This window comes from Methylobacterium brachiatum (genome assembly GCF_900113845.1).
Classification (GTDB): domain Bacteria; phylum Pseudomonadota; class Alphaproteobacteria; order Rhizobiales; family Beijerinckiaceae; genus Methylobacterium; species Methylobacterium brachiatum.
On the sequence record NZ_FOQW01000002.1, the window covers coordinates 29368 to 48509 of the forward strand.

The window sequence follows — 19142 nt, forward strand, 5'->3', positions numbered from 1 at the left end:
CGGGGACGTCAGGACGCCGGAGAGCCCCGCCAAGCCTCGACCGCCTGCCCCCCGAAGATGGTCGGCATCGGCAGGTTGAAGATGAAGTAGGGGTTGAGGCTCGGCGGCCGCCCCGCCGCGTCCAGGCGGCCCTGCTGCTCGGGGGACAGTTTGATGTCGAGCGCGCCGATGTTCTGAACGAGCTGCTCCGGGCGGCTCGCGCCCACGAGGACCGACGAGACGCCGGGCCGACGTGCGACCCAGGCGAGCGCGACCTGTGCCATTGGCCGGCCGTTCTCCTCCGCCACGGCCCGCAGCACGTCCACCACCGCGAAGTTGGCCTCGGTGAAAAGCATGCCGCCGAACGGGTTGTCGCCGTTTAGCCGCCCGTCGCTGCCGCCGACAGCCGCGTCGCCCCCACGGTCCGGGAGCGACCCCGCCGGCCCGGCTTCGGCGAGCTTGTCGCGCCCGTACTTGCCCGTCAGCAGGCCTGCCGCCAGGGGGCTCCACGGCACCAGTCCCATGCCGAGCGCCCGGCCAGCGGGCAGTACGTCGAGTTCCACCCCGCGGTCGACCAGCGAGTAGGCGTATTGCAGGCCGACCGGCTCCGGTAGGCCGTGGGCGCGCGCCAGGGTGGCGATCTGGGCCGCGTACCAGGCCGGGGCGTTCGAGAAGCCGTAGTAGAGGATGTCGCCGCGCGCGACGGCATCGGTCAGGGCGCGCAGCACCTCCTCGGGCGGCGTGGTCCGGTCCCAGACATGCGTCCAGTAGAGATCGATCCAGCCGGTCTTGAGGCGGCGCAGCGAGCCTTCCAGGCCCGTGCGGATGTTGCGGGCGCTGTTGCCGCCCGCGAGCGGCGTGCCCTGCGCGCGCGAGAAGCCGGACTTCGTCGCGATGACGAGACGGTCGCGCAGCCCGCGCTCCGCGACCATGTCGCCGAGCATCGTCTCGCTCGTGCCGCCCGAATAGACGTCGGCCGTGTCGATGAAGTTGCCGCCTGCCTCGACGTAGCAGTCGAAGATCGCGCCCGCAGCGGTCGCGTCGCAGCCCCACCGGCCCGCGCCGAAGGTCATGGTGCCGAGGGCGAGCGGACTCACCGCCAAGCCCGAGCGTCCCAGGGTCCGATACTGCGTCAGGTCCATCGTCGCGCCTCTCTGTTGAAGCGCGAGAGGTAATCCGCGACCGGCGCCGCGATTAGACGCTATACTCGGCAAGGGCTTATGAGCATGGCTCAGGAATGCGACGCGGTACCCTCGACGATCTGGCGGCCTTCGCGGCGGTGGCGCGCCATCGCAGCTTCACCCGGGCGGGGGCCGAGATGGGGCTCTCGGCCTCCGCCCTCAGCCACACGATGCGGGCGCTGGAAGCGCGCTACGACGTGCGGCTTCTCGCCCGCACCACGCGCAGCGTCGCACCGACCCCCGCCGGCGAACGGCTGCTGCGCTCCGTCGCCCCCGCGCTCGACGAGGTCGCCCGGGGCCTCGACGCGCTGGCCGACTGGCGGGGCGAGCCCTCGGGTAGCCTGCGCCTGACGACGTTTCCCTATGCCGCCCGGACCATCCTCGAACCGAGGCTGCCCCGCTTCCTCATCGACCACCCGGCCGTCTCGGTGGAGGTGATCGTCGACGACCGGCTGACCGACATCGTGGCGGCGGGCTTCGACGCCGGCATCCGGTTCGGCGAGTCGGTCGAGCGGGACATGGTCGCGGTGCGCGTCGGGCCAGACCTGCGCACGGTGGTGGTCGGGACTCCGGACTACTTCGTGCGCCACCCGCGACCCGACACGCCGGCCGACCTGGAGGCGCACCGCTGCGTGAACTACCGCTTGGTCGGCGGAGGTGGCCTGCTGCCATGGGAGTTCGCCCGCGACGACCGAGAGGTTCGGGTCCGCGCGAGCGGCCAATTGATCGCGAACGACGGGAACCTGGCGGCGGCCGCCGTTAGGGCCGGGGCCGGGCTCGGCTACATGCTGGAGGACGAGGTCGCCGACGACATCGCGGCCGGCCGTCTGATTCAGGTGCTCGATTCCTGGTGCCCGCCGTTCCCTGGCTGCCATCTCTATTACCCGGACCGGCAGGTCACACCGGCGATGCGAAGCCTGATCGAGGCCCTTCGCTGGTAAGGCGGGGCGTCCCGGTAAGGCCGCCTCGCCTTTCGGGCATCCAAGCGTTGCGTCAGTCGCTGGCGACCTCCGCCGCGAAATCGCGGTATGCCTCGGCAACGGCGGTACATGCGCGATGAAAGCCCATGGGTGCCCGAAGGGACTTCACGCGGTTGAACGACCGAACTGGCTTGTCTGACTTGAATCGGTCGTGCGGGCCCCAGGAAGGTCGCACGTCCTTCGGATGAGCCCCACGGGGTCGCTAATGTGCCCGTACCTGCTGTTGATCGAACACCCGGTAAATCGTTCATGCCGCCATCACCACCGGCACCTCGTCGACCCTGGTGGTGTAGCGGGGCGAGCGCATCTCGAACTTGGTCGACCATTCGCGCTTGGGGGCGAACCCGGCGCTGCCCGGCACGACGGCTCCCCGCCCGAAGCGCCGATTGCAGGCATCGAGGGCACCCATCAGCGCCGCCCCGTGCTCCCGGTCTAGTTGCCCCAGCCCCGGGAAGGCCCGCTGCGAGGCCGCCAGGGGCACGAGATCCGTGGTGACGACACCGGCCTTGGAATAGCGGTAGCCGTCCCTCCAGGTCTTCCGGACGCCGTGCAGGCACGCCTTAACGAGCACCAGGGTATCGTTTGACGCCTCCGGCAGGGTCACCACCGACGAGACCGAACGCTGCGGCCGGTCCCGGTCGTGTTCGGAGGTGTGGAAGAAGACCGTGACGTGATCGATGCCGAGGCCGCCAGCGCGCAGCTTCTCGCCCAGCCTAGCGGCGTGAGTGGCCACGGCTTGCTCCATGGTGGCGAGGTCCTCGACCCGGTCGGAGAAGCTCCGGGTTACCGCGCAGCCCTTCCGGGTCGGGGCGACCTCCTCCAGGTCGAGGCAGGCCATGCCACGCAGTTCCTGAACGAGTCGCTCGCCCACCACCGTCATCGCCTTGCGCACCGCCCGGGTGTCGAGGTCGCGCACGTCGGCGACGCTCTCGCAGCCCAGGGCCTCCAGCTTGCGGGCGTTAGCCGGCCCGACGCCCCAGATGTCCTCGGGCGGGATGCGGGCCATCCAGTGGTCGTACTGGACCGGATCGGTCAGGTCGCACACCCCGCCGAGCTCGGGCACCTTCTTGGCCACGTGGTTGGCGAGTTTCGCCAGCGTCTTTGTGGCGCCGATGCCGACGCAGGTCGGAATGCCCGTCCACGCCCGCACCGTCTCGCGCATGTCCCGGCACAGGGTCACTCGGTCGGCCTCGCGCACGTCCGAGAGATCCAAAAAGCTCTCGTCGATGGAGTAGATCTCGATGCGCGGCGAGAACCCCCGGTAGACCGTGTTCACCCGGGCCGACATGTCCCCGTACAGGGCATAGTTCGAGGAGTAGACCCGCACGCCCTGCGACTTGCACATGTCGCGGATCTTGAAGAATGGCTCGCCCATGCGGATGCCGAGCGCCTTTGCCTCCGGGGTCCGGGCAATCGCGCAACCGTCGTTGTTCGACAGCACAATCACGGGCACCCGGGCCAGGCGGGCGTCGAACACCCTCTCGCACGAGCAGTAGAAGCTGTTGCCGTCGGAGAGGGCGTAGGCCCGGCTCATTCCGCGCGGCGCCTCGGGTTGATCGACCCCGACACCACGCCCCACACCTCGACAACCGCGTCCGGGGCGAGGCTGAACTCGGGAAAGCGCGGGTTGGCGAAGGACAGAATGACCCGCGGGCCCTGGCGCCGCCAGACCTTGAACGAGCGCTCTCCGTCGATGTCTACGACCACTACGTCGCCGTTACGCGGGGTCAGCGACCGGTCGACCACCGCGAGGTCGCCGTCGTGCAGGCGGGCCAGGAGCATGCTGTCGCCCGCCACCCGGACGAGGAATGTCGCCGGCCGGTTCGCGATCAGCAGCCGTTGGAGGTCGATCTCTTCCTCGACGAAGTCGTCCGCCGGGCTGGGGAAGCCCGCGCGGACCGCCCTGGCGAGGATGGGGACCGGGGTCGGCAACCCGACCGTGACACCCAGGACCTGCATGCGCGCGCTCCACGAATCCACAAAGAACAAAAGTGGAACACAGGCCCGTGGTTCCTCCAAGCGGTTAAGCTTGCAACATCGCCGTTCCCTGTATGGATGTGGATAACCCGACGTGATGCTTGACCGTGCGGGCACGGGGACATGCCCTTACCCGAACGACGGGCAGTTCCGGGACCGGGGCGACACATGCGGCGTACGACCCTAGCCATCGCGTTGCTGACGTTCGCTAACTTACCAGCACGGGCCGCCGGAGACTTCCCCCTCGCGTCCTGCAAGGGCTGGAACGGGACGGTGGTCGAGCGCGACGGCATCGACACCACCCACGCCACCATGCGCGGGATCGTCACTAAGGCGGACTTGCAGGAATACTGCGAGCGCGACCCCGGCGGGGAAACCAAGCAGTTCGGCGGCAAGCTGACGACAGCCCAGTGCGTCGCGAACTATCTGCGCAGCGAGGGGCGGGCCACCATGGCCGCGCAGGCGAACTGCAAGGCAGGTACGGTTAGCTACCGGTACGGCGACCGCCAAGCCGCGAAAACCCGCTTCCCGCTTGGCCCGGACGGCGACACCTCTTGCGCATCGGGTAACCCGCCGATGATCGAGCAGTTCAAGATGCTGTGCCCCGCCGCAGCAAAAAGATTGAAGGTGGAATAGGGCGCGACCATACAGGGAGGGGCGAAAGCCCACTCGGCGGGGCAAAACCTCGAACGACGATTTCGGCCGCGTCGCCCCCCTTTTGGCGACCGGCATTTCGGCTGCGGAGGACCACGGTTACAATTCGAAAAGCCGGCGTGCCCTGCGGTCACATCCGGGATCAATGTCGGACCGATCATTGCAAATGAGCCCACCGGTTCGGGCCGGCCGCGCCTAGTGCCGGGCGAGGCATCGAGCGGGGAGGTTCGGATGAAGGCATTGCGAGTGACAGGGGCATGGCTCGCGGTAGCCGTCGCTTCCATCGTCCCGCCTTTCGCACAAGCCCAGGCCGGCCAGGGGACCGTGGCGTGCCAAGACGAGATCGGGTCCGCTGCCGCCAAGCGTCTCGTCACGCAGTGTTTCGATGCCTCGCCGGCCACGCACCCGCCGTGCAACGTCGTGAACCCGTACGCGATGATCCGCGAGGAGATCGCGCGCAGTTGCAAGCTGTTCGAGGCGTCGGGTCCGCTACCAGCGGACCTGTGCGCCACGGGGCGTACGCCGTGACCGGCGCGTCGGAGGTCGTCCACTTGGCCTGGGGCTCGGCCAGGGCCGACTCCGTCAGGCAGGCCTTGCGGATGCAGGGCCGCGCGGAACGGGTGATCGCGCTGACCCACGTCCTCGACGTGGGGCCCATCGAACCATTCGACCCCGAGGCGCGCCGGATTTGGTTCGCCGAGAACACGCGGCCGGACGACGAACCGGAAGGGGAGCCCACCGATCCGGAGGTACCCTGGGCGGAGGCGACGGACCCCGGCGTCCATCCGGTCTACTGGGTCTGCCTGACCGACGCGGCGGAGCACGCTTGCTTCCTTCGGTTCGTCACCCGCATGGCCGGGCGCCCCTTCGACATCGTCGAGGTGATAGGCTCGGACTTCCCCCGACCGGGTGCCGCCTCAACGGTATGGTCGTTGGGTCAGTTGCGTCCCGAGGAGATGGTCGCGGCCGATCTCGTGAGCGGGAGAAGGCCCTTCACCGAAGCCGAGAACGAACCGGCCACGGCCCGCTGGGCGAAACTGCGGCGGGAAAACGCGCCGCTGCGCATCGTTCGGGACGGGTACTTGGTCTCGGCGCCCCTGACCCATTTCGACGACGTCCTGACCGGGTTCGCCACCGGGGAATGGAAGTTGCTGATCAAACTGGTCGCCCGCGTGATCGGTCATCTCGACGACGGCTCAGACCAGCCGGGACAGGGATGCAGCTACGAGCTCCTATTCGCGCGCATCCTGGCGCTGGGGCAATCCGGAGCGCTGGAGGTTACCGGTTCGGGACCGGGTATGCGGGACTACAAGGTTCGGAGGTTTGCGGACGGTCACGGGATGGTGCACGCGCCCGGACGTCCGATGACCTAGGATGGCCCCCGTCGGTCGTGCCCGGCACCCCACGTCGATGATTGGCGGCCTCGGTGGGCGGCTTTGGGCCTGAAGCCAGGCCGCGGGGCCGCGGTGACCTTGGAAGCCGTGTCGGCCGACCTCACCTTGGACGGATGACCAGCGAATTCGACGTGATCGTCGTGGGGGGAGGCGCCGCCGGCATCGGTGCGGTTCGGAGGCTCGTGGACAGTGGCGCCTCGTGCCTGCTTCTGGAAGCCTCCCAGCGGCTAGGGGGGCGTGCCTATACCCAGGACCTCGGAGGTTATCCTCTCGACCTCGGCTGCGAGTGGCTCCATTCGGGCGACCGCAATGCGTGGGTCGGCATCGCCGAGGCATCCGGCTTCCCGGTCGACCGGAGTGACCCGCCGTGGTCGAAGGCGCATCCCTCGCTGGCCGACGACAAGGACGACCAAGAGGCGGCGTGGAAGGCCTATGGCGATTGGGAGGAGCGACTCCGTACGGTCGCCTCGGGCAGCGACCGTGCCAGCGATGCCCTGGAACAGGGCGGTGCCTGGAATGGCTACGTGCGGGCCATCGCGGGCTTCATGAGCGGCGTCGCGCCCGAGGACATCTCAGCGACCGACTACCTGGCCTACGACGACGCCTCGACCAGTAAGAACTGGCACTTGCCGCTCGGCTACGGCACCTTGGTCGCCGCCAGCTTGCCGTCCTCGGCGACGGTCCGGCTGGCCACGCCAGCCGAACGCATCGACCTGACTGGGGACGGCGTCGAGGTGACCACCCGCGCGGGTACCATCCGCGCCAAGGCCGCCGTTCTTACGGTCTCGACCGCGGTCCTGGCCGGCGACGCGATCCGCCTTCCCCGCGGCATCGACCCTTGGCGAGAAGCGGCCGCCGCCCTTCCCCTCGGGCGCAACGAGAAGATCTTTCTGGAGATCGAGCGCGACACCGCGTTCGGGCCGGACTCGCATGCCTACGGCAACCTGGAGGACCCGAGGTCGGCGGCCTATTCCATACGACCCAACGGCTGGCCGGTGATCGAGGCCTTCCTCGGTGGCGAGGGCGCGCGCATCCTGGAGGAGGAGGGCCCGGCCGACGGCTTCGCCTTCGTGACGGCGCAGTTGGCCGCCCTGTTCGGCAGCGACGTGGCGTCGGCGATCCGGCCGCTCGCGGCGACCTCGTGGAGCCGGATCGCGTCCATAGGCGGCGCGTATAGCTGCGCGCTTCCTGGTCGCTCGCAGGCGCGTTCGCGCTTGGCGCAGCCTTTCGAGAACCGGCTGTTCTTCGCTGGCGAGGCGACGCATCCCTTCGACTTCACGACCGCCCACGGTGCCCACGACAGCGGGCAACGCGCCGCCGACGAGGCCTTGGCTGCTCTTCGGGACAGCCATGTCCTGGATAGGCGGGATCCCCCGTTCGCAGCCTGACCGGCCAGATGGTGACCTCGTTTCCCCGGGGACGGCGCAGTCGCCGCCGAAGAGGGGTGATGCTCCCGCCCAGGCATCATGGTTGCTTGCTGGAGATCCTGGTCGGCGATGCTGCGGCCATCTGCCATCGGACGGGCACCCCACCGTGCCATGGCGCACATAGCCTTGGAACGGCGCACGCCCCGAGCTGTTGAGGTGCCATTCCCATGCGACATGAGATTTCGGATGCGTAAGATCGCACTCGCTTCCACGGCTTTGCTTGGCCTCGGGCTCTTGGCATCGGCACCCGCAGAGGCCCGCGGCTGGGGCTACGGCGGTGGCTACGGTTACGGCCATGGCGGATACGGTTATGGCGGCGGATATCGCGGCGTGGGCTTCCGCGGCGGCTACGGCGGCTACGGACGCGGTTACGGCTATCGCGGTTATGGCTATCGCCGCGGCATCGGCCCCGGCGCAGCCATCGGCCTCGGGATCGCCGGCCTCGCCGCAGGTGCCATCGTCGCGAACTCGTACGGTGGCTACGGTTACGGCTATGGCCGCCCGGTCGGATATTACGGCGGCTACGGCTATGCTCCGGCTTACGGATACGCTCCAGCTTATGGCTACGGATACCCCGCTTACGGCTACGGATACTGAAACATCACTTCGAACGGCGGGTCGCAGGCTTCGCCATAACGTCTAACGACAGAGGCGCCCGACGGACTGTCGGGCGCCTCTTTGCGTATGGGAGCATCCTGCGAGCGTCGACTAGAGCCCGATGCGTCCACTAGGTGCGTCGCCTTCAGGTCGACGAGACCATTTCCCCTGGTGTCGGTTCGGCCCCGGCGGCACCGGGTTCAGGCCCGGACGGGGACGCCGGCACGGTGGCGCTGGAGGCCGCGACGAGTGAGCCGATCACGCCAAGCAGCGCGAGCCGCTCCGGGCTGTCCGCCTCGGAGGAGAGGAAAGTCGAGAGTTCGACGCGGGACGGTCTCCCGCCTGAGGGACCGTTCGGCTTATGGAGGACGAACACGTCCGACGGGTTCTTGCCGACGCACAGGAACCAGTTGTCGCCGTTCGATGCGGCGTAGATCAGTTTGCGCGCGATGGTCATAACCTCGACGGCCTCCTCGTTCACGAGGTCAACTAGGGCTGGGGATCAGACATGTCCGACGAGAAGGACCGTACCGACGAGGCACCCGAACCGACCGAGGACCTTGGGCTGCCGACGCCGCCGAGCCCGGGACGCGTCCCGCCTCCCCATTTGCCACCGCCTCCAAAGGACGACACCCCGCCCGCGGAACCGCAGACAGACGGCTGGCCATGAGGTCGGCGTGCGCTTGAGGGGTGTGGCCTGCCCCACGTGATCCCGCGCCCCTCGGGAGGGCCGTCTCAGGCCATCAGGCGGTGGGTGTTGTCGGCGACGAGTTCCCTGTAGCGGGCGATGACGTCGCTCTGACTTCCCCCCGCCATCAGGGTGTTGGCGGCCTCCATCGCGGCGACCACCTTCTCGCCGACCATCGAGACCATCTCAGCCTGGCCCTCGGCGCCGCCCCAGGCGATCCGCACCAGCCGCAACTCGATGACCTTCTGCGCCTCCACGGTAAGCAGGAAGGCGGCATAGAGGGGGTTCAGCATGGGGGCTCCGGCCTGACGATATACGTGGGCAACGCCTGGCCGTGGGCCCGGTCCCTGCGGATGATGACGCAGGACGCCTACCGTTCGCGGGCGGCGACGCCCGAGCCCGGCGACGTGGCGGTGTCCTCGGAGATACCCGACCGGTTTGTCGGGACGCGGCCGGCAAGCCGCCAAGCCGCAACCCCTACGTCTTCCTCGACCTGCCCTTGTCGCGCATCTTCGGGGGTCAGACCGTACGGGCTTGGTAGATGCGCTGCTCTCGACCAGACATGCGGACGCGTAAAGTGCCTGCGGGACGCTGGGACCTTGCCTATCCCGCGACGCACCTCCCGAGAGCGCATCGGCTTTCACGCCTATGCGGAAAGCCTGAGGATCACCGCGGACGATCCGACGATGTGGGCCAGGGTGACCAGGACCGACCCGGTATGAAGCACGCCGAAGCGCCTGCGATTGCCTACATCGCTCGCCGCGTTGATGGCCGGCATGAGAACCTGCCGCGCCAGGAGGGCCGTGAAGGCGATGAGCCCGAGGATGAGGGCGGAGGTCCCATCGAGATTGGCCGTCAGCGCCGCGCCGGCGAGGGCGCACCCTATGACGAAGGCGTAGAAGTGCGGGAAGGCGCGCCGCAGTAGCGGGCCTGCGGCTTCGGCAGGCAGGGCGCTGAAGAGGAACGAGGCGAAGCCGAACGAGTACAGGACCATTCCCCCGAACAGGAGGGCTGTCAGGAGGACGGCCGCTTGGGAGAGCATCGTTCCAGACCTTTTATTCAAGGATCGCCCTTGCGGGCGGGATTGATTTCGCTCGGCTCGACCGGGTCGCGTGTCGGTGGTGGCGCACGAGGGGGTTTCGGGGACGACCCTATGCGTCATCGGACGTTGGCGACACTCGTTGGCCCCGCGTCATTCGCGCCCCGGCCCGTCTGGGAGCGCCCCGCCGGCAGCAGGCGCCCTGGAACGTTGCGTCGCGCGACTCCGAGGGTAACGCGTAACGGGTCACGCCATGCGCTACGCGTTACGGCTTCGAGTTGAGGGCCCGAGGCCAATGGCTGGGTGGCGTCTTCCTCGTACGACTGCCATGCCCGGGCCTACCGCGGACATCGGGCGGTCGCTTGCGCTATGGATGGGCATGCCGCTTCCCGCCTGAACGGATCGTCTGCCTGACCGAGGAAACGGTCGAGACCCTGTACCTGCTGGGAGAGCAGGACCGGATCGTCGGCGTGTCCGGCTACGCCGTCCGCCCGCCCCAGGTCCGTCGCGAGAAGCCCCGGGTGTCGGCCTTCACCAACGCCGACATCCCCAAGATCCTGGCACTCGCGCCGGACTTGGTCCTGGCCTTCTCGGACTTGCAGGCCGGCATCGTCGCCGACCTCGCCCGGGCCGGGGTCGCGGTCCACCTCTTCAACCAGCGGGACGTGGCCGGCATCCTCGCCATGATCCGGACGGTGGGCGCCCTCGTGGACGCAAGGGACCGGGCGGAGGCGCTGGCCCGCGGCTACGAGGAACGGCTGGTGACGGTCGCCGGACAATCGCACGGACGCCCGCGGCCCCGTGTGTACTTCGAGGAATGGGACGAGCCGCTGATCTCCAGCATCGGATGGGTATCCGAGCTCGTGCGCATCGCGGGCGGCGACGACGTATTCCCCGAACTCGCCCGGCAGCCGGCCGCCAAGGACCGCATCGTCACGCCGGAGGCGGTGTTGGCCTCACGGCCGGAAGTCATCCTGGCGTCTTGGTGCGGGAAGAAGGTAGTGCCGTCCCGCATCGCGTCGCGGCCCGGCTGGTCGTCGATGCCGGCGGTCGCGGAGGGACGGATCGTCGAGATAAAATCGCCGCTCATCCTCCAGCCTGGGCCGGCTGCACTCACCGATGGGCTCGACGCCATTCTGCGTGCCTTAGCCGCCCCGATGAATCGTCCGACTGCGCCGATCTCAGTTCAAAGTCATACGTAAGGAATGGGCCATGACATGCTGATGTCATGGCCGCCGCTTTTAGGGCCGCTTCGCCTTCTGAGCTGACTTCGCCTTCGGACATCGGAAGCCGCAGGGTGGAAGGTCCGCAACGAGGCACATTCAGACGAGGGCCTAGGCCGTAACAAAGGTCTGCTTCTTCGTTTTAAACGCTGGAAGCGGATGGGCCGGTTTCGGCCAGACTACGCCATGCGGAATCACCGGTGAGCGCGAATGCGGCCGTTCGGTTTAGCGCCCATGCCGGAACCTAGACGGGGCGGGGCGGTAACTCGGAAGCGGCCATCAACGCTGGTTTCGGCCGCTCAGAGCCATCCGCGGCGCAAAGAGTGGTTCAACAGCGTCAGCAATATGGATCCAACCGGTGGATGGGCCTCGGCCGCATCGGCAGCGGACAATCAGAGTTCGAGCGTGACGTTCACCCGGGCGCGGGAGACGCACGGCATCATCCGGTCCTGGCGTTTGGCTACCGGCAGCACGACGTCGCGGTGGATCACTGTGCCGTCCCGGTAGCCGCACTCGCAGGAGCCACACACACCAATCTCGCAGGACGAGGGCATGGCGAAGCCGTGCCGTCGCAGGGCGTCGAGGAGCGAGACATCCGCCGGAACGTGAACGACCGCTCCCGTCGAAGCGATCAGCGCATCGAAGGGTTCCGGTTTGTAGTTCTCGTCGGCCATCGGCGCGAAGTGCTCGACATGGATCTGCGCCGCCGGCCAGCCGGCTCTCTTCAGCGTGTCCTGTATGACGTCGGTGAGCCTCTGGGGGCCGCAGGCATAGACGTGGACGCCGACCGCCAGGGCACCGAGCGTCGACGGGTCGAAGCGCGAACCCTCCGAGGAGAACCAGCAGCGAAGCCGGTCGCCGCAAAGCGCCTGCATCTCGGGCAGCAATGGCGCGTGCTCGGCGGAGCGCGCGCACACGTGAAGGGTGAAGTCGGCCCCGCGCGCGGCAAGTTGCCGGGCCATGGCGGCGAGCGGCGTCACACCGATGCCACCGCCGATCAGGACATGGCGCCGTGCCTCGACGGCCAGACTGAAGTTGTTGCGCGGATGGGAGACGCTGGCGACGGTGCCCGGGGTGAGGTTGTCATGCATCCAAAGCGAGCCACCCCGGCCCATATCCTCACGCTTGATCGCCAGGACATACCGGCTCCGGTCGGCCGGATCGCCACACAGCGAGTACTGGCGCGTGCGACCATCTGGCAGACGCAGATCGACATGCGCGCCAGGCTCCCAGGCAGGCAGTTCGGGACGCCGCGGATGGGCGAAGGTCAGCCGTATCACCTCCGGCGTTGTGGCGACGGACTCTACGACCGTCAGCTTCATGACGATGCGGGCTGACATGGATTCAATCCAACAGCGTGATCGTGTCGCCTGGGCGGATGATCCCGCCGCGCTCGATCCCGCAATTCAGGCCGGAGCGATTGTAGAGCGGCAGGTAGACCGGCAGGCCGAGCAGTTCCTCCAGATACTTGCACGGGAAGTTCAAGCGCCCGCCGCGCAGGATCACCTCGCCGACCCGGAATCTGCGGCCGACGAGATGATTGAGCGGGACGCCGCGCACGGTGAGATTCCGGCGGTGATCGACGGGCGCGAGATGAATCGAGCCGCCCTGAAGCGGCGGATCGTTGCGCGCGAGGGCATCGAGCGCCTCCTGCTCGATGAGTGTCACCTCGCGAGTGTCCGGCTTGGGCGAGTAAGTCCCCGTCCCGAGGAAGTAGCGGTCGCCCTCGATGCCGCGCCCGGCGACGCAGTGGGCCTCGGCGAGCTCCTCCATCTCGTAGCTCGCCGCCGGCGCGATGTGGATGTTGAGCAGCGTGCCCTGCCACCCGGTCGCCCCTCCGGGCACGCCGGCCGCCACTGAGCCGGCCGCGTGGTCGAAGGCTTCCACGTGGCGGGGTGCGGATGTCGCGCTCATCGGGCCGGCCCCGTTGCCAGCGCGATCGCTTCAATCTCGACCAGCACGTCGCGCGGCAGGCGCGCGACCTCGACTGTCGAGCGCGCCGGCGCCGCGCCGGGGAAGTGCTCGGCGTAGACGGCGTTCATGGCGGCGAAATCGTTCATGTCCTTCAGGAACACGGTAGTCTTGGCCACGCTCGCGAGGCTGGCGCCGCCAGCCTCCAGAACGGCGGCGAGGTTCGCCAGCGATCGGCGTGTCTGCGCCTCGATGCCGTCCAAAAATGCGCCGGTCTCTGGATCGATCGGCAGCTGACCCGAGGCGAATACGAGGTCGCCGACGCGGGTCGCCTGGGCGTAGGGGCCGACGGCTGGAGCCGCCGCTTCCGTGGCGATGATGATCCTGTCCAAATCCGTTGTCCTATCGCGTGTGACGTCCAACATCATTCCATTGCAGTGGATGTTCGTCCACTAGTCAAAGTGCATTTTCCGACGGTATGGGGCTGTTCAGTCGATCCGCCGGCGTGCTGTCTCCGGAGCCGCGAAGGTTGCCACGAGCGTCACGCATGCGAGCGCAATCAGGTAGGCGGAAATCGGCCACGTCGCGCCACCGCTCCAGGCGAGCAGGCCCGCGGCGATCAGTGGCGTAAAACCACCGCTCAGCGCAGCACCTACCTGAAAACCGAGGGAAGCGCCGCTGTAGCGCAAGCGGGCGTCGAACAGTTCGGACATCCACGCGGCCCCTGTTCCGAACATGATGCCTTGCCCGAAGCTCAGCGCCACTGCGACCGTCAGGGTGATGACTGTCGGGTCGCGCGTATCGAGGAGCGTGAACATCGGGAACGCGAAGGCGATCGAGAACAGGCAGGCGGCAATGAACAACGTCTTGCGCCCGTAGCGGTCGGACAGGTAGCCGAAGACGGGGATCATGAAGAGTTCGATGACGGCGGCGACCAAAATGCCGTTCAGGATCACGCTCCGCGACAAGCCGAGCTGGCCGGTGACGTAGGAGATCGAGAACACGGTGACGACGCTCACGTAGGCAATCTCGGACACCTTCAGGCCGACTGCCTTCAGGAACGTGCCGGGATGTTCGGTGAGGATCTCCACGATCGGAAGCCGGGCCGTCACCGCCTGCTCCTTGATCCGTCGGAACGCGGGCGTCTCGTGAAGCCGCAACCGAATGAACAGGCCGACTCCGACGAGGGGGGCGCTCGCCAGGAACGGGATGCGCCAGCCCCACGATAGGAACGCCGCCTCGGGCATCAAGCCTGTCAGGGTGAACGCGCCGATCGAGAGGATCACGCCGATGGGGTAGCCGAGCTGGACGATGCTCCCGAAGAATCCACGCCGCTCCGGCGGCACGCTCTCCACCACCATCAGCACGGCCCCGCCCCACTCGCCACCGATCCCGATCCCCTGGACGAGGCGCAGGGCTACGAGGAGGATTGGCGCGAGGATGCCGATCTGCCCGTAGGTCGGCAGGCAGCCGATCAGGAAGGTGCCGAGCCCCATGATCATCAGCGTCAGTGACAGCATCGACTTGCGTCCGATCCGGTCGCCGAAATGACCGAAGACCGCCCCGCCCAGGGGGCGGGCCAGGAACCCGACGGCATAGGAGCCGAACGCCGCGATAGTGCCGACCACGGGGTCGATGCTGGGGAAGAACAGCTTGCTGAAGACGAGGGCGCTGGCCGTGCCGTAGATCAGGAAGTCGTACCACTCGACGGTAGTCCCGATGACGCTCGACCAGACGATCTGGCGTCTATCGGCGAGCGTGACCGCATCCGGCTCGTCGATCCGTGTCGTATCCAGCGGCAGGGCGGCGTCGAGCATGCGCGGGCATCCACTTTGCGAGATGAATTTCCACTCTGCGCGATACAAGCAGTGTGCCAACTGGGACGTTGGTCGTGCGGGCGCCGCCCGGCGCCGTGTGCTAATCACCCCGCAACGACCCCGAGGCGCGCAAGGATGACGCGTCGGACGGAGGACCGGGACGAAGCGCGTATGACGGTCACGACAGAGGTACGACGGGTTCGGATCGAGGCCGAGGCCCGCTCTCAGATCCAAGTGCTCGCCGAGGAGATCCGACGCAGACGGAGGGAGCGCAACCTCTCCCTCGAAGCCTTGGCGGCCCTGTCGGGGGTCAGTCGCTCGATGATCTCGAAGATCGAGCGCGGCGAGGCGGTCCCGTCGACGGCGGTCCTCTCGCGGCTCGCCGAGGCGCTGGGCGTAACTTTCTCGCGGCTGATGGCGCCTGCCACCGAGCTGGAGGTGTTGCTGATCCCAGCCTCCCGCCAGCCGGTGCTGCGAGACGAGGCATCGGGCTTCCTGCGCCGCTGCCTATCTCCGGTGCTGCCCGGGCGGGGGATCGACTGGGTCCTCAACACGCTCCCGCCGGGTGCCACCACGGGGGAGTTCGTCGCCCATCGCCGCGGCGTGTCGGAATACATCTTCGTGCTGAAGGGACGCCTCCGCGCCACGATCGGCGACCGCGCGGTGGTGGTCGAAGAGGGCGATAGCCTGTATTTTGAGGCCGACGCCGGACACGCTTTCACCAATCTTGGAACGGATGTTTGCCAGTACTTCTTGGTGATCGATGCGACGCGACTACGGTGAGCCTTCACAGGCGTGATTCCGCTTTGACCGGCTGCTTCGCGCCCATCGCGGTCATCTGGTTCGAAGCGCGGACATCCCGAAAGCAGACCTGCGGCTTGAGCGAACATGCGGCTTGACAATAGCGCTGCAGGCCTCTGCGGAAGGCTTCGGAGGCACCCGTTCGATCCCGACGCGCATCAGCATTCAGAGAGACGATGCCACGCTCTTAAATCCTGGCAGACGTCGGGGCGGGCGTCGGATATCGCTTACACGTAACCAGTGGAAGCGGCGCGGTATCCGGGCGCACGTTACTGCACATGCTCCGCGAGCTTGAGAAGCTCGGCGCACGAGGCGTTCTTGTTGGCGAAATCCTTCCAGGCCGTGTCGCGGGCCGCCTCACGCCACTTCTGGATGTGGTCGTCCGTGAGATCGTGGATCTTGGCGCCCCGCGCTGCATAGACCTTGGTGATCTCCTCGTCGTCCGCCTTGGCGGCGGCAAAGGAGTAGGCCTCGAGCTCCTGGCCGAGATCCCGCACGATCTTCTGCTGTTCTAGAGTCAAAGCATCGAAGGTCATCTTGGAAATGATCAACGGTTCTAGGATGAACCAGAACGAGCGACCCCGGCCGGCGGTCAGGTTCTTGGTCAACTCGTCGAGGCGGAACGAGATCAGGCTGGTCGAGGCGCTCACCGCCGCCTCCAGCGCACCGGTCTGCATACCGATATACATCTCGTTCGACGGCATGGTCGAGACGATGCCGCCGGAGGCCTGGAAGACGAGGTCCATTTCGCGGCCGCCGCCGCGGATCTTCACGCCCTTCACGTCGGAGGGCAGGAGGATCGGATGGACGCGCGAGGCGACCGCGCCCGATTGCCAGACCCAGGTCACGATCATCACGCCCTTGTCGGCGAGCGTCTTCATGAGACGCTCGCCGACCGGGGCGGTACGCCACCGAGCCGCCTGATCGTAGTTCGTCACCAGGGCCGGCATGAGGGCGATATTGGCCTCCGGCATCTCACCGCCGGCGTAGGAGAGCGGCACGAGGCTCATGTCGAGCGCTCCCTTTCGCACCGCGCTGAACTGCGAAAGGGTCTTGATCAGCGAGGAGCCCGGATAGACCTGCACCGCCAGACTGCCGCCGGTGCGCTTCTCCAGCTCCTGGCCGAAGCGGCGGCAGATGCGGTCGCGGGCATCCCCTTGCTCCAGGGTGCCACCGGGAAACTGATGCGAGATGCGCAGCACCTTTGGCGCTTGTGCCCGCAGCACCGCCGGGCTGGTGAGCAGGCCGGCGCCGAGCGCCGCCGAGCCGAGCAGGTTGCGACGTGTGACGATCATGCTGAGTCCTCTATCTTCCCGCGACGGTGAAGCCTGCCACCGAGAGACGTGTTCGATCTCGGGTTCTGGGGCGACCGGCCGGTGGAACCCGACCCGGAACGGGTGCCAACGTCTGAGGCGCGCCTCAAGGATGCGCCCGCCGGCTTGGCCAACGCATCTCAGGCGACGGTGCGGGCGGGTTCGGCCTGGATGCGCCCGCGCAGCCAATTGATCACGCCGCCGGCGAGCAAGATCTCGATCTGGCGCGGCGACAGGTCGTGCCGCAGCCGGATCGTCGCCTTGACGCCGCGGACGGTCGCGGTGATCTCCCGGCCCGCCGCCAGCGCGTCGGCGACGCCGGTGATCTCCACCGTGTCGCCCATCTCCAGCCGGTCGTAGTCAGCCGGGTCCTGGAAGGTTAGCGGCAGGACGCCGAAATTCACGAGGTTCTGCCAGTGGATCCGGGCGAAGCTCTTGGCCAGCACCGTCTCCAGGCCGAGGTAGCGCGGCGCGAGCGCGGCGTTCTCGCGGCTCGAGCCCTGGCCGTAGTTCAGGCCGCCGACGATGGCGTGGCCGGCGCGCTCCTTGCCGCCCTGCTTCGCCCGCTTCGGGTAGGTGGCGTCGATCGGCTCGAAGGTGAACTCGCTCGTCTTCGGGATGTTCGACCAGTAGGGCATCACCCGCGCGCCCGCCGGCATGATGTCGTCGGTGGAGATGTCGTCGCCGGTCTTCAGCATCACCGGCACGCGGATGTCGGCGCCAAGCTTACCGAGGTCGGGCAGCGTTGTGATGTTTTCGGATTTCTCCAGCCGCACCGCGCGGGCCTCCGCCTCGGCCAAGGGCGCCACCAGCATCGTGGTGTTGCCCGGCACCATCGCGGGCGGCACGATCCGCGGGTAGGGCATGTCGAGCGTGCGCGGATCGGTGATGACGCCGGTGAGCGCCGAGGCCGCGGCCGTCTCCGGGCTGCACAGGAACACGCTGTCCTCGCGGGTTCCCGAGCGTCCGGGGAAGTTGCGCGGCACCGTCCGCAAGGAATTGCGCCCCGAGGCCGGGGCCTGGCCCATGCCGATACAGCCGTTGCACCCGGCCTGGTGAACCCGCGCGCCGGCGTGGATCAGGTCGGAGAGCTGGCCGTCCCGGATCAGGGTTTCCAGCACAACACGGGTCGAAGGGTTGATGTCGAAGGACACCCGGTCGTGGGCGGTGCGGCCCTTCACAATGGCGGCCGCCGCGGCGAAGTCGCGGAACCCCGGATTGGCCGAGGAGCCGATATAGGCCTGGTAGATCTCGGTGCCGGCCACCTCCGAGACGGGCACGACGTTGCCGGGGCTCGACGGCTTGGCGATCATCGGTACGAGGGAGGACAGGTCGACCTCCTCGTGGTCGTCATAGGCGCAGCCCGCGTCGGCCGCGAGCGGCGTCCAGTCGCCGCCGCGCCCGACGCCGTCGAGGAAGGCCTTCGTCGCGGCGTCGGAGGGGAACACGCTTGTGGTGGCGCCCATCTCGGCGCCCATATTGGCGATGACGTGCCGGTCCATGGCGGTCAGGCCCGCCAGGCCCGGCCCGTAATACTCGATGATCCGGCCGAAGCCGCCCTCGACCCCGTGGCGGCCGAGCAGCGTCAGAATCACGTCCTTGGCGCTCACCCAGTCGGGCAGCGCGCCGGTCAGCTTCACGCCCCAGACCCGGGGCATGCGCAGCTGCAGCGGCTCGCCCGCCATGGCGAGAGCCACCTCGACGCCGCCGGCCCCGAAGGCCAGCATGCCGAGCGATCCGGCCGCGGGGGTGTGGCTGTCGGAGCCGACCAGCGTCTGCCCCGGCTTGCCGAAGCTCTGCATGTGGACGGGATGGCTGATGCCGTTGCCGGGCCGCGAGTACCACACGCCGAAGCGGCGGCAGGCTGAGCGCAGGAACATGTGCTCGTCGGCATTGAGCTGATCGTTCTGGACAAGGTTGTGGTCGATGTACTGAGCCGCAAGCCCGACCTTGACGCGCTCGACGCCCATCGCTTCCAGCTCGAGCATGACGAGGCCGCCGAGCACGTCCTGGAGGAGGGTCTGGTCGATCCTGAGAGCGATCTCGCCCCCCGGAGCGAGGTCGCCCTCGACGAGGTGGGACTGGACGAGCTTCTGCGTCAGGTTCAACGCCATCGGGGGCCTCCCTCGTGATCCGTGTCGCGGGCCGCCGGGCACTGACC

Annotated in this window: 20 protein-coding genes; 8 read left to right on the top strand and 12 right to left on the bottom strand. The window is 67.9% G+C overall.

The genetic code is table 11. From position 1 onward, the window contains the following. Positions 1-8 precede the first annotated feature (8 nt). On the bottom strand, positions 9-1121 hold the full coding sequence (locus BMZ47_RS00155) for an aldo/keto reductase (protein ID WP_007558260.1): 1113 nt from the start codon (positions 1119-1121) through the stop codon (positions 9-11). Positions 1122-1216: 95 nt separating this feature from the next. On the opposite strand from BMZ47_RS00155, the gene BMZ47_RS00160 reads away from it, so the two are divergent. Then, the gene (locus BMZ47_RS00160; protein ID WP_007558258.1) at positions 1217-2101 is read left to right on the top strand and encodes a LysR family transcriptional regulator; all 885 of its coding nucleotides are present in this window, start codon (positions 1217-1219) and stop codon (positions 2099-2101) included. A gap of 286 nt (positions 2102-2387) precedes the next feature. Here BMZ47_RS00160 and BMZ47_RS00165 read toward each other — a convergent pair whose 3' ends face one another. Both BMZ47_RS00165 and BMZ47_RS00170 read right to left on the bottom strand, forming a co-directional pair. Further along, the gene (locus BMZ47_RS00165; RefSeq protein WP_091857406.1) at positions 2388-3674 is read right to left on the bottom strand and encodes a Y-family DNA polymerase; all 1287 of its coding nucleotides are present in this window, start codon (positions 3672-3674) and stop codon (positions 2388-2390) included. Beyond that, positions 3671-4099 (bottom strand): LexA family protein, encoded by a 429-nt coding sequence (locus BMZ47_RS00170; RefSeq protein ID WP_007558248.1) that lies wholly within the window; start codon positions 4097-4099, stop codon positions 3671-3673. Before BMZ47_RS00170 ends, BMZ47_RS00165 begins: the two co-directional genes overlap by 4 nt. Before the next feature lie 186 nt (positions 4100-4285). Here BMZ47_RS00170 and BMZ47_RS00175 point away from each other — a divergent pair, with 186 nt between their 5' ends. The 5 genes from BMZ47_RS00175 (at position 4286) to BMZ47_RS00195 (ending at position 8189) form a co-directional block, all read left to right on the top strand. Beyond that, positions 4286-4753, top strand: a complete 468-nt coding sequence (locus BMZ47_RS00175; protein ID WP_007558247.1) for a hypothetical protein — start codon at positions 4286-4288, stop codon at positions 4751-4753. Between the two features lie 249 nt (positions 4754-5002). Further along, positions 5003-5299 (top strand): hypothetical protein, encoded by a 297-nt coding sequence (locus tag BMZ47_RS00180; RefSeq protein ID WP_091857408.1) that lies wholly within the window; start codon positions 5003-5005, stop codon positions 5297-5299. 23 nt (positions 5300-5322) lie between these two features. Then, complete coding sequence (locus tag BMZ47_RS00185; protein WP_230368065.1) at positions 5323-6144, top strand: DUF3658 domain-containing protein; 822 nt, start codon at positions 5323-5325, stop codon at positions 6142-6144. 134 nt (positions 6145-6278) lie between these two features. Next, complete coding sequence (locus BMZ47_RS00190) at positions 6279-7553, top strand: flavin monoamine oxidase family protein (protein ID WP_091857410.1); 1275 nt, start codon at positions 6279-6281, stop codon at positions 7551-7553. 225 nt (positions 7554-7778) lie between these two features. Continuing rightward, on the top strand, positions 7779-8189 hold the full coding sequence (locus tag BMZ47_RS00195) for a hypothetical protein (RefSeq protein ID WP_007558243.1): 411 nt from the start codon (positions 7779-7781) through the stop codon (positions 8187-8189). A gap of 145 nt (positions 8190-8334) precedes the next feature. Here BMZ47_RS00195 and BMZ47_RS00200 read toward each other — a convergent pair whose 3' ends face one another. The 3 genes from BMZ47_RS00200 to BMZ47_RS00210 all read right to left on the bottom strand — a co-directional run bounded on the left by BMZ47_RS00200 (position 8335) and on the right by BMZ47_RS00210 (position 9919). Further along, the gene (locus tag BMZ47_RS00200) at positions 8335-8646 is read right to left on the bottom strand and encodes a hypothetical protein (protein ID WP_091858061.1); all 312 of its coding nucleotides are present in this window, start codon (positions 8644-8646) and stop codon (positions 8335-8337) included. A gap of 278 nt (positions 8647-8924) precedes the next feature. Next, positions 8925-9170: a hypothetical protein gene (locus tag BMZ47_RS00205; RefSeq protein WP_007558241.1), complete on the bottom strand. Its 246-nt coding sequence runs from the start codon at positions 9168-9170 to the stop codon at positions 8925-8927. 353 nt (positions 9171-9523) lie between these two features. Next, positions 9524-9919 (bottom strand): DUF4149 domain-containing protein, encoded by a 396-nt coding sequence (locus tag BMZ47_RS00210; protein WP_007558240.1) that lies wholly within the window; start codon positions 9917-9919, stop codon positions 9524-9526. 359 nt (positions 9920-10278) lie between these two features. On the opposite strand from BMZ47_RS00210, the gene BMZ47_RS00215 reads away from it, so the two are divergent. Next, entirely contained in the window at positions 10279-11118 is an 840-nt protein-coding gene (locus tag BMZ47_RS00215) for a cobalamin-binding protein (RefSeq protein WP_007558238.1), read from the top strand. Between the two features lie 413 nt (positions 11119-11531). Here BMZ47_RS00215 and BMZ47_RS00220 read toward each other — a convergent pair whose 3' ends face one another. From BMZ47_RS00220 to BMZ47_RS00235, 4 genes are all read right to left on the bottom strand, one after another. Further along, positions 11532-12479, bottom strand: a complete 948-nt coding sequence (locus tag BMZ47_RS00220; protein ID WP_091857412.1) for a PDR/VanB family oxidoreductase — start codon at positions 12477-12479, stop codon at positions 11532-11534. Positions 12480-12483: 4 nt separating this feature from the next. Beyond that, the gene (locus BMZ47_RS00225) at positions 12484-13053 is read right to left on the bottom strand and encodes an MOSC domain-containing protein (RefSeq protein WP_091857414.1); all 570 of its coding nucleotides are present in this window, start codon (positions 13051-13053) and stop codon (positions 12484-12486) included. Next, complete coding sequence (locus BMZ47_RS00230) at positions 13050-13472, bottom strand: RidA family protein (RefSeq protein ID WP_425285049.1); 423 nt, start codon at positions 13470-13472, stop codon at positions 13050-13052. Before BMZ47_RS00230 ends, BMZ47_RS00225 begins: the two co-directional genes overlap by 4 nt. 66 nt (positions 13473-13538) lie before the next feature. Beyond that, positions 13539-14867 carry an MFS transporter gene (locus BMZ47_RS00235; RefSeq protein ID WP_091857418.1) on the bottom strand — a complete coding sequence of 443 codons (1329 nt, stop codon included), beginning with the start codon at positions 14865-14867 and terminating at the stop codon, positions 13539-13541. Between the two features lie 171 nt (positions 14868-15038). Here BMZ47_RS00235 and BMZ47_RS00240 point away from each other — a divergent pair, with 171 nt between their 5' ends. Beyond that, positions 15039-15650 carry a helix-turn-helix domain-containing protein gene (locus BMZ47_RS00240; RefSeq protein ID WP_091857420.1) on the top strand — a complete coding sequence of 204 codons (612 nt, stop codon included), beginning with the start codon at positions 15039-15041 and terminating at the stop codon, positions 15648-15650. Between the two features lie 287 nt (positions 15651-15937). Here BMZ47_RS00240 and dctP read toward each other — a convergent pair whose 3' ends face one another. After that, positions 15938-16963, bottom strand: coding sequence for a TRAP transporter substrate-binding protein DctP (gene dctP / locus BMZ47_RS00245; RefSeq protein ID WP_208600995.1), 1026 nt, complete (start codon positions 16961-16963; stop codon positions 15938-15940). A 158-nt stretch (positions 16964-17121) separates the two neighbouring features. After that, on the bottom strand, positions 17122-19095 hold the full coding sequence (locus tag BMZ47_RS00250) for an aconitate hydratase (RefSeq protein ID WP_091857422.1): 1974 nt from the start codon (positions 19093-19095) through the stop codon (positions 17122-17124). Between the last annotated feature and the right edge of the window lie 47 nt (positions 19096-19142).

Coding starts and splice junctions, on each gene's coding strand:
- BMZ47_RS00155 (WP_007558260.1), bottom strand. CDS start 1,121: ATGGACCTGACGCAGTATCGGACCCTGGGACGCTCGGGCTTGGCGGTG.
- BMZ47_RS00160 (WP_007558258.1), top strand. CDS start 1,217: ATGCGACGCGGTACCCTCGACGATCTGGCGGCCTTCGCGGCGGTGGCG.
- BMZ47_RS00165 (WP_091857406.1), bottom strand. CDS start 3,674: ATGAGCCGGGCCTACGCCCTCTCCGACGGCAACAGCTTCTACTGCTCG.
- BMZ47_RS00170 (WP_007558248.1), bottom strand. CDS start 4,099: ATGCAGGTCCTGGGTGTCACGGTCGGGTTGCCGACCCCGGTCCCCATC.
- BMZ47_RS00175 (WP_007558247.1), top strand. CDS start 4,286: ATGCGGCGTACGACCCTAGCCATCGCGTTGCTGACGTTCGCTAACTTA.
- BMZ47_RS00180 (WP_091857408.1), top strand. CDS start 5,003: ATGAAGGCATTGCGAGTGACAGGGGCATGGCTCGCGGTAGCCGTCGCT.
- BMZ47_RS00190 (WP_091857410.1), top strand. CDS start 6,279: ATGACCAGCGAATTCGACGTGATCGTCGTGGGGGGAGGCGCCGCCGGC.
- BMZ47_RS00195 (WP_007558243.1), top strand. CDS start 7,779: ATGCGTAAGATCGCACTCGCTTCCACGGCTTTGCTTGGCCTCGGGCTC.
- BMZ47_RS00200 (WP_091858061.1), bottom strand. CDS start 8,646: ATGACCATCGCGCGCAAACTGATCTACGCCGCATCGAACGGCGACAAC.
- BMZ47_RS00205 (WP_007558241.1), bottom strand. CDS start 9,170: ATGCTGAACCCCCTCTATGCCGCCTTCCTGCTTACCGTGGAGGCGCAG.
- BMZ47_RS00210 (WP_007558240.1), bottom strand. CDS start 9,919: ATGCTCTCCCAAGCGGCCGTCCTCCTGACAGCCCTCCTGTTCGGGGGA.
- BMZ47_RS00220 (WP_091857412.1), bottom strand. CDS start 12,479: ATGTCAGCCCGCATCGTCATGAAGCTGACGGTCGTAGAGTCCGTCGCC.
- BMZ47_RS00225 (WP_091857414.1), bottom strand. CDS start 13,053: ATGAGCGCGACATCCGCACCCCGCCACGTGGAAGCCTTCGACCACGCG.
- BMZ47_RS00235 (WP_091857418.1), bottom strand. CDS start 14,867: ATGCTCGACGCCGCCCTGCCGCTGGATACGACACGGATCGACGAGCCG.
- BMZ47_RS00240 (WP_091857420.1), top strand. CDS start 15,039: ATGACGGTCACGACAGAGGTACGACGGGTTCGGATCGAGGCCGAGGCC.
- dctP (WP_208600995.1), bottom strand. CDS start 16,963: ATGATCGTCACACGTCGCAACCTGCTCGGCTCGGCGGCGCTCGGCGCC.
- BMZ47_RS00250 (WP_091857422.1), bottom strand. CDS start 19,095: ATGGCGTTGAACCTGACGCAGAAGCTCGTCCAGTCCCACCTCGTCGAG.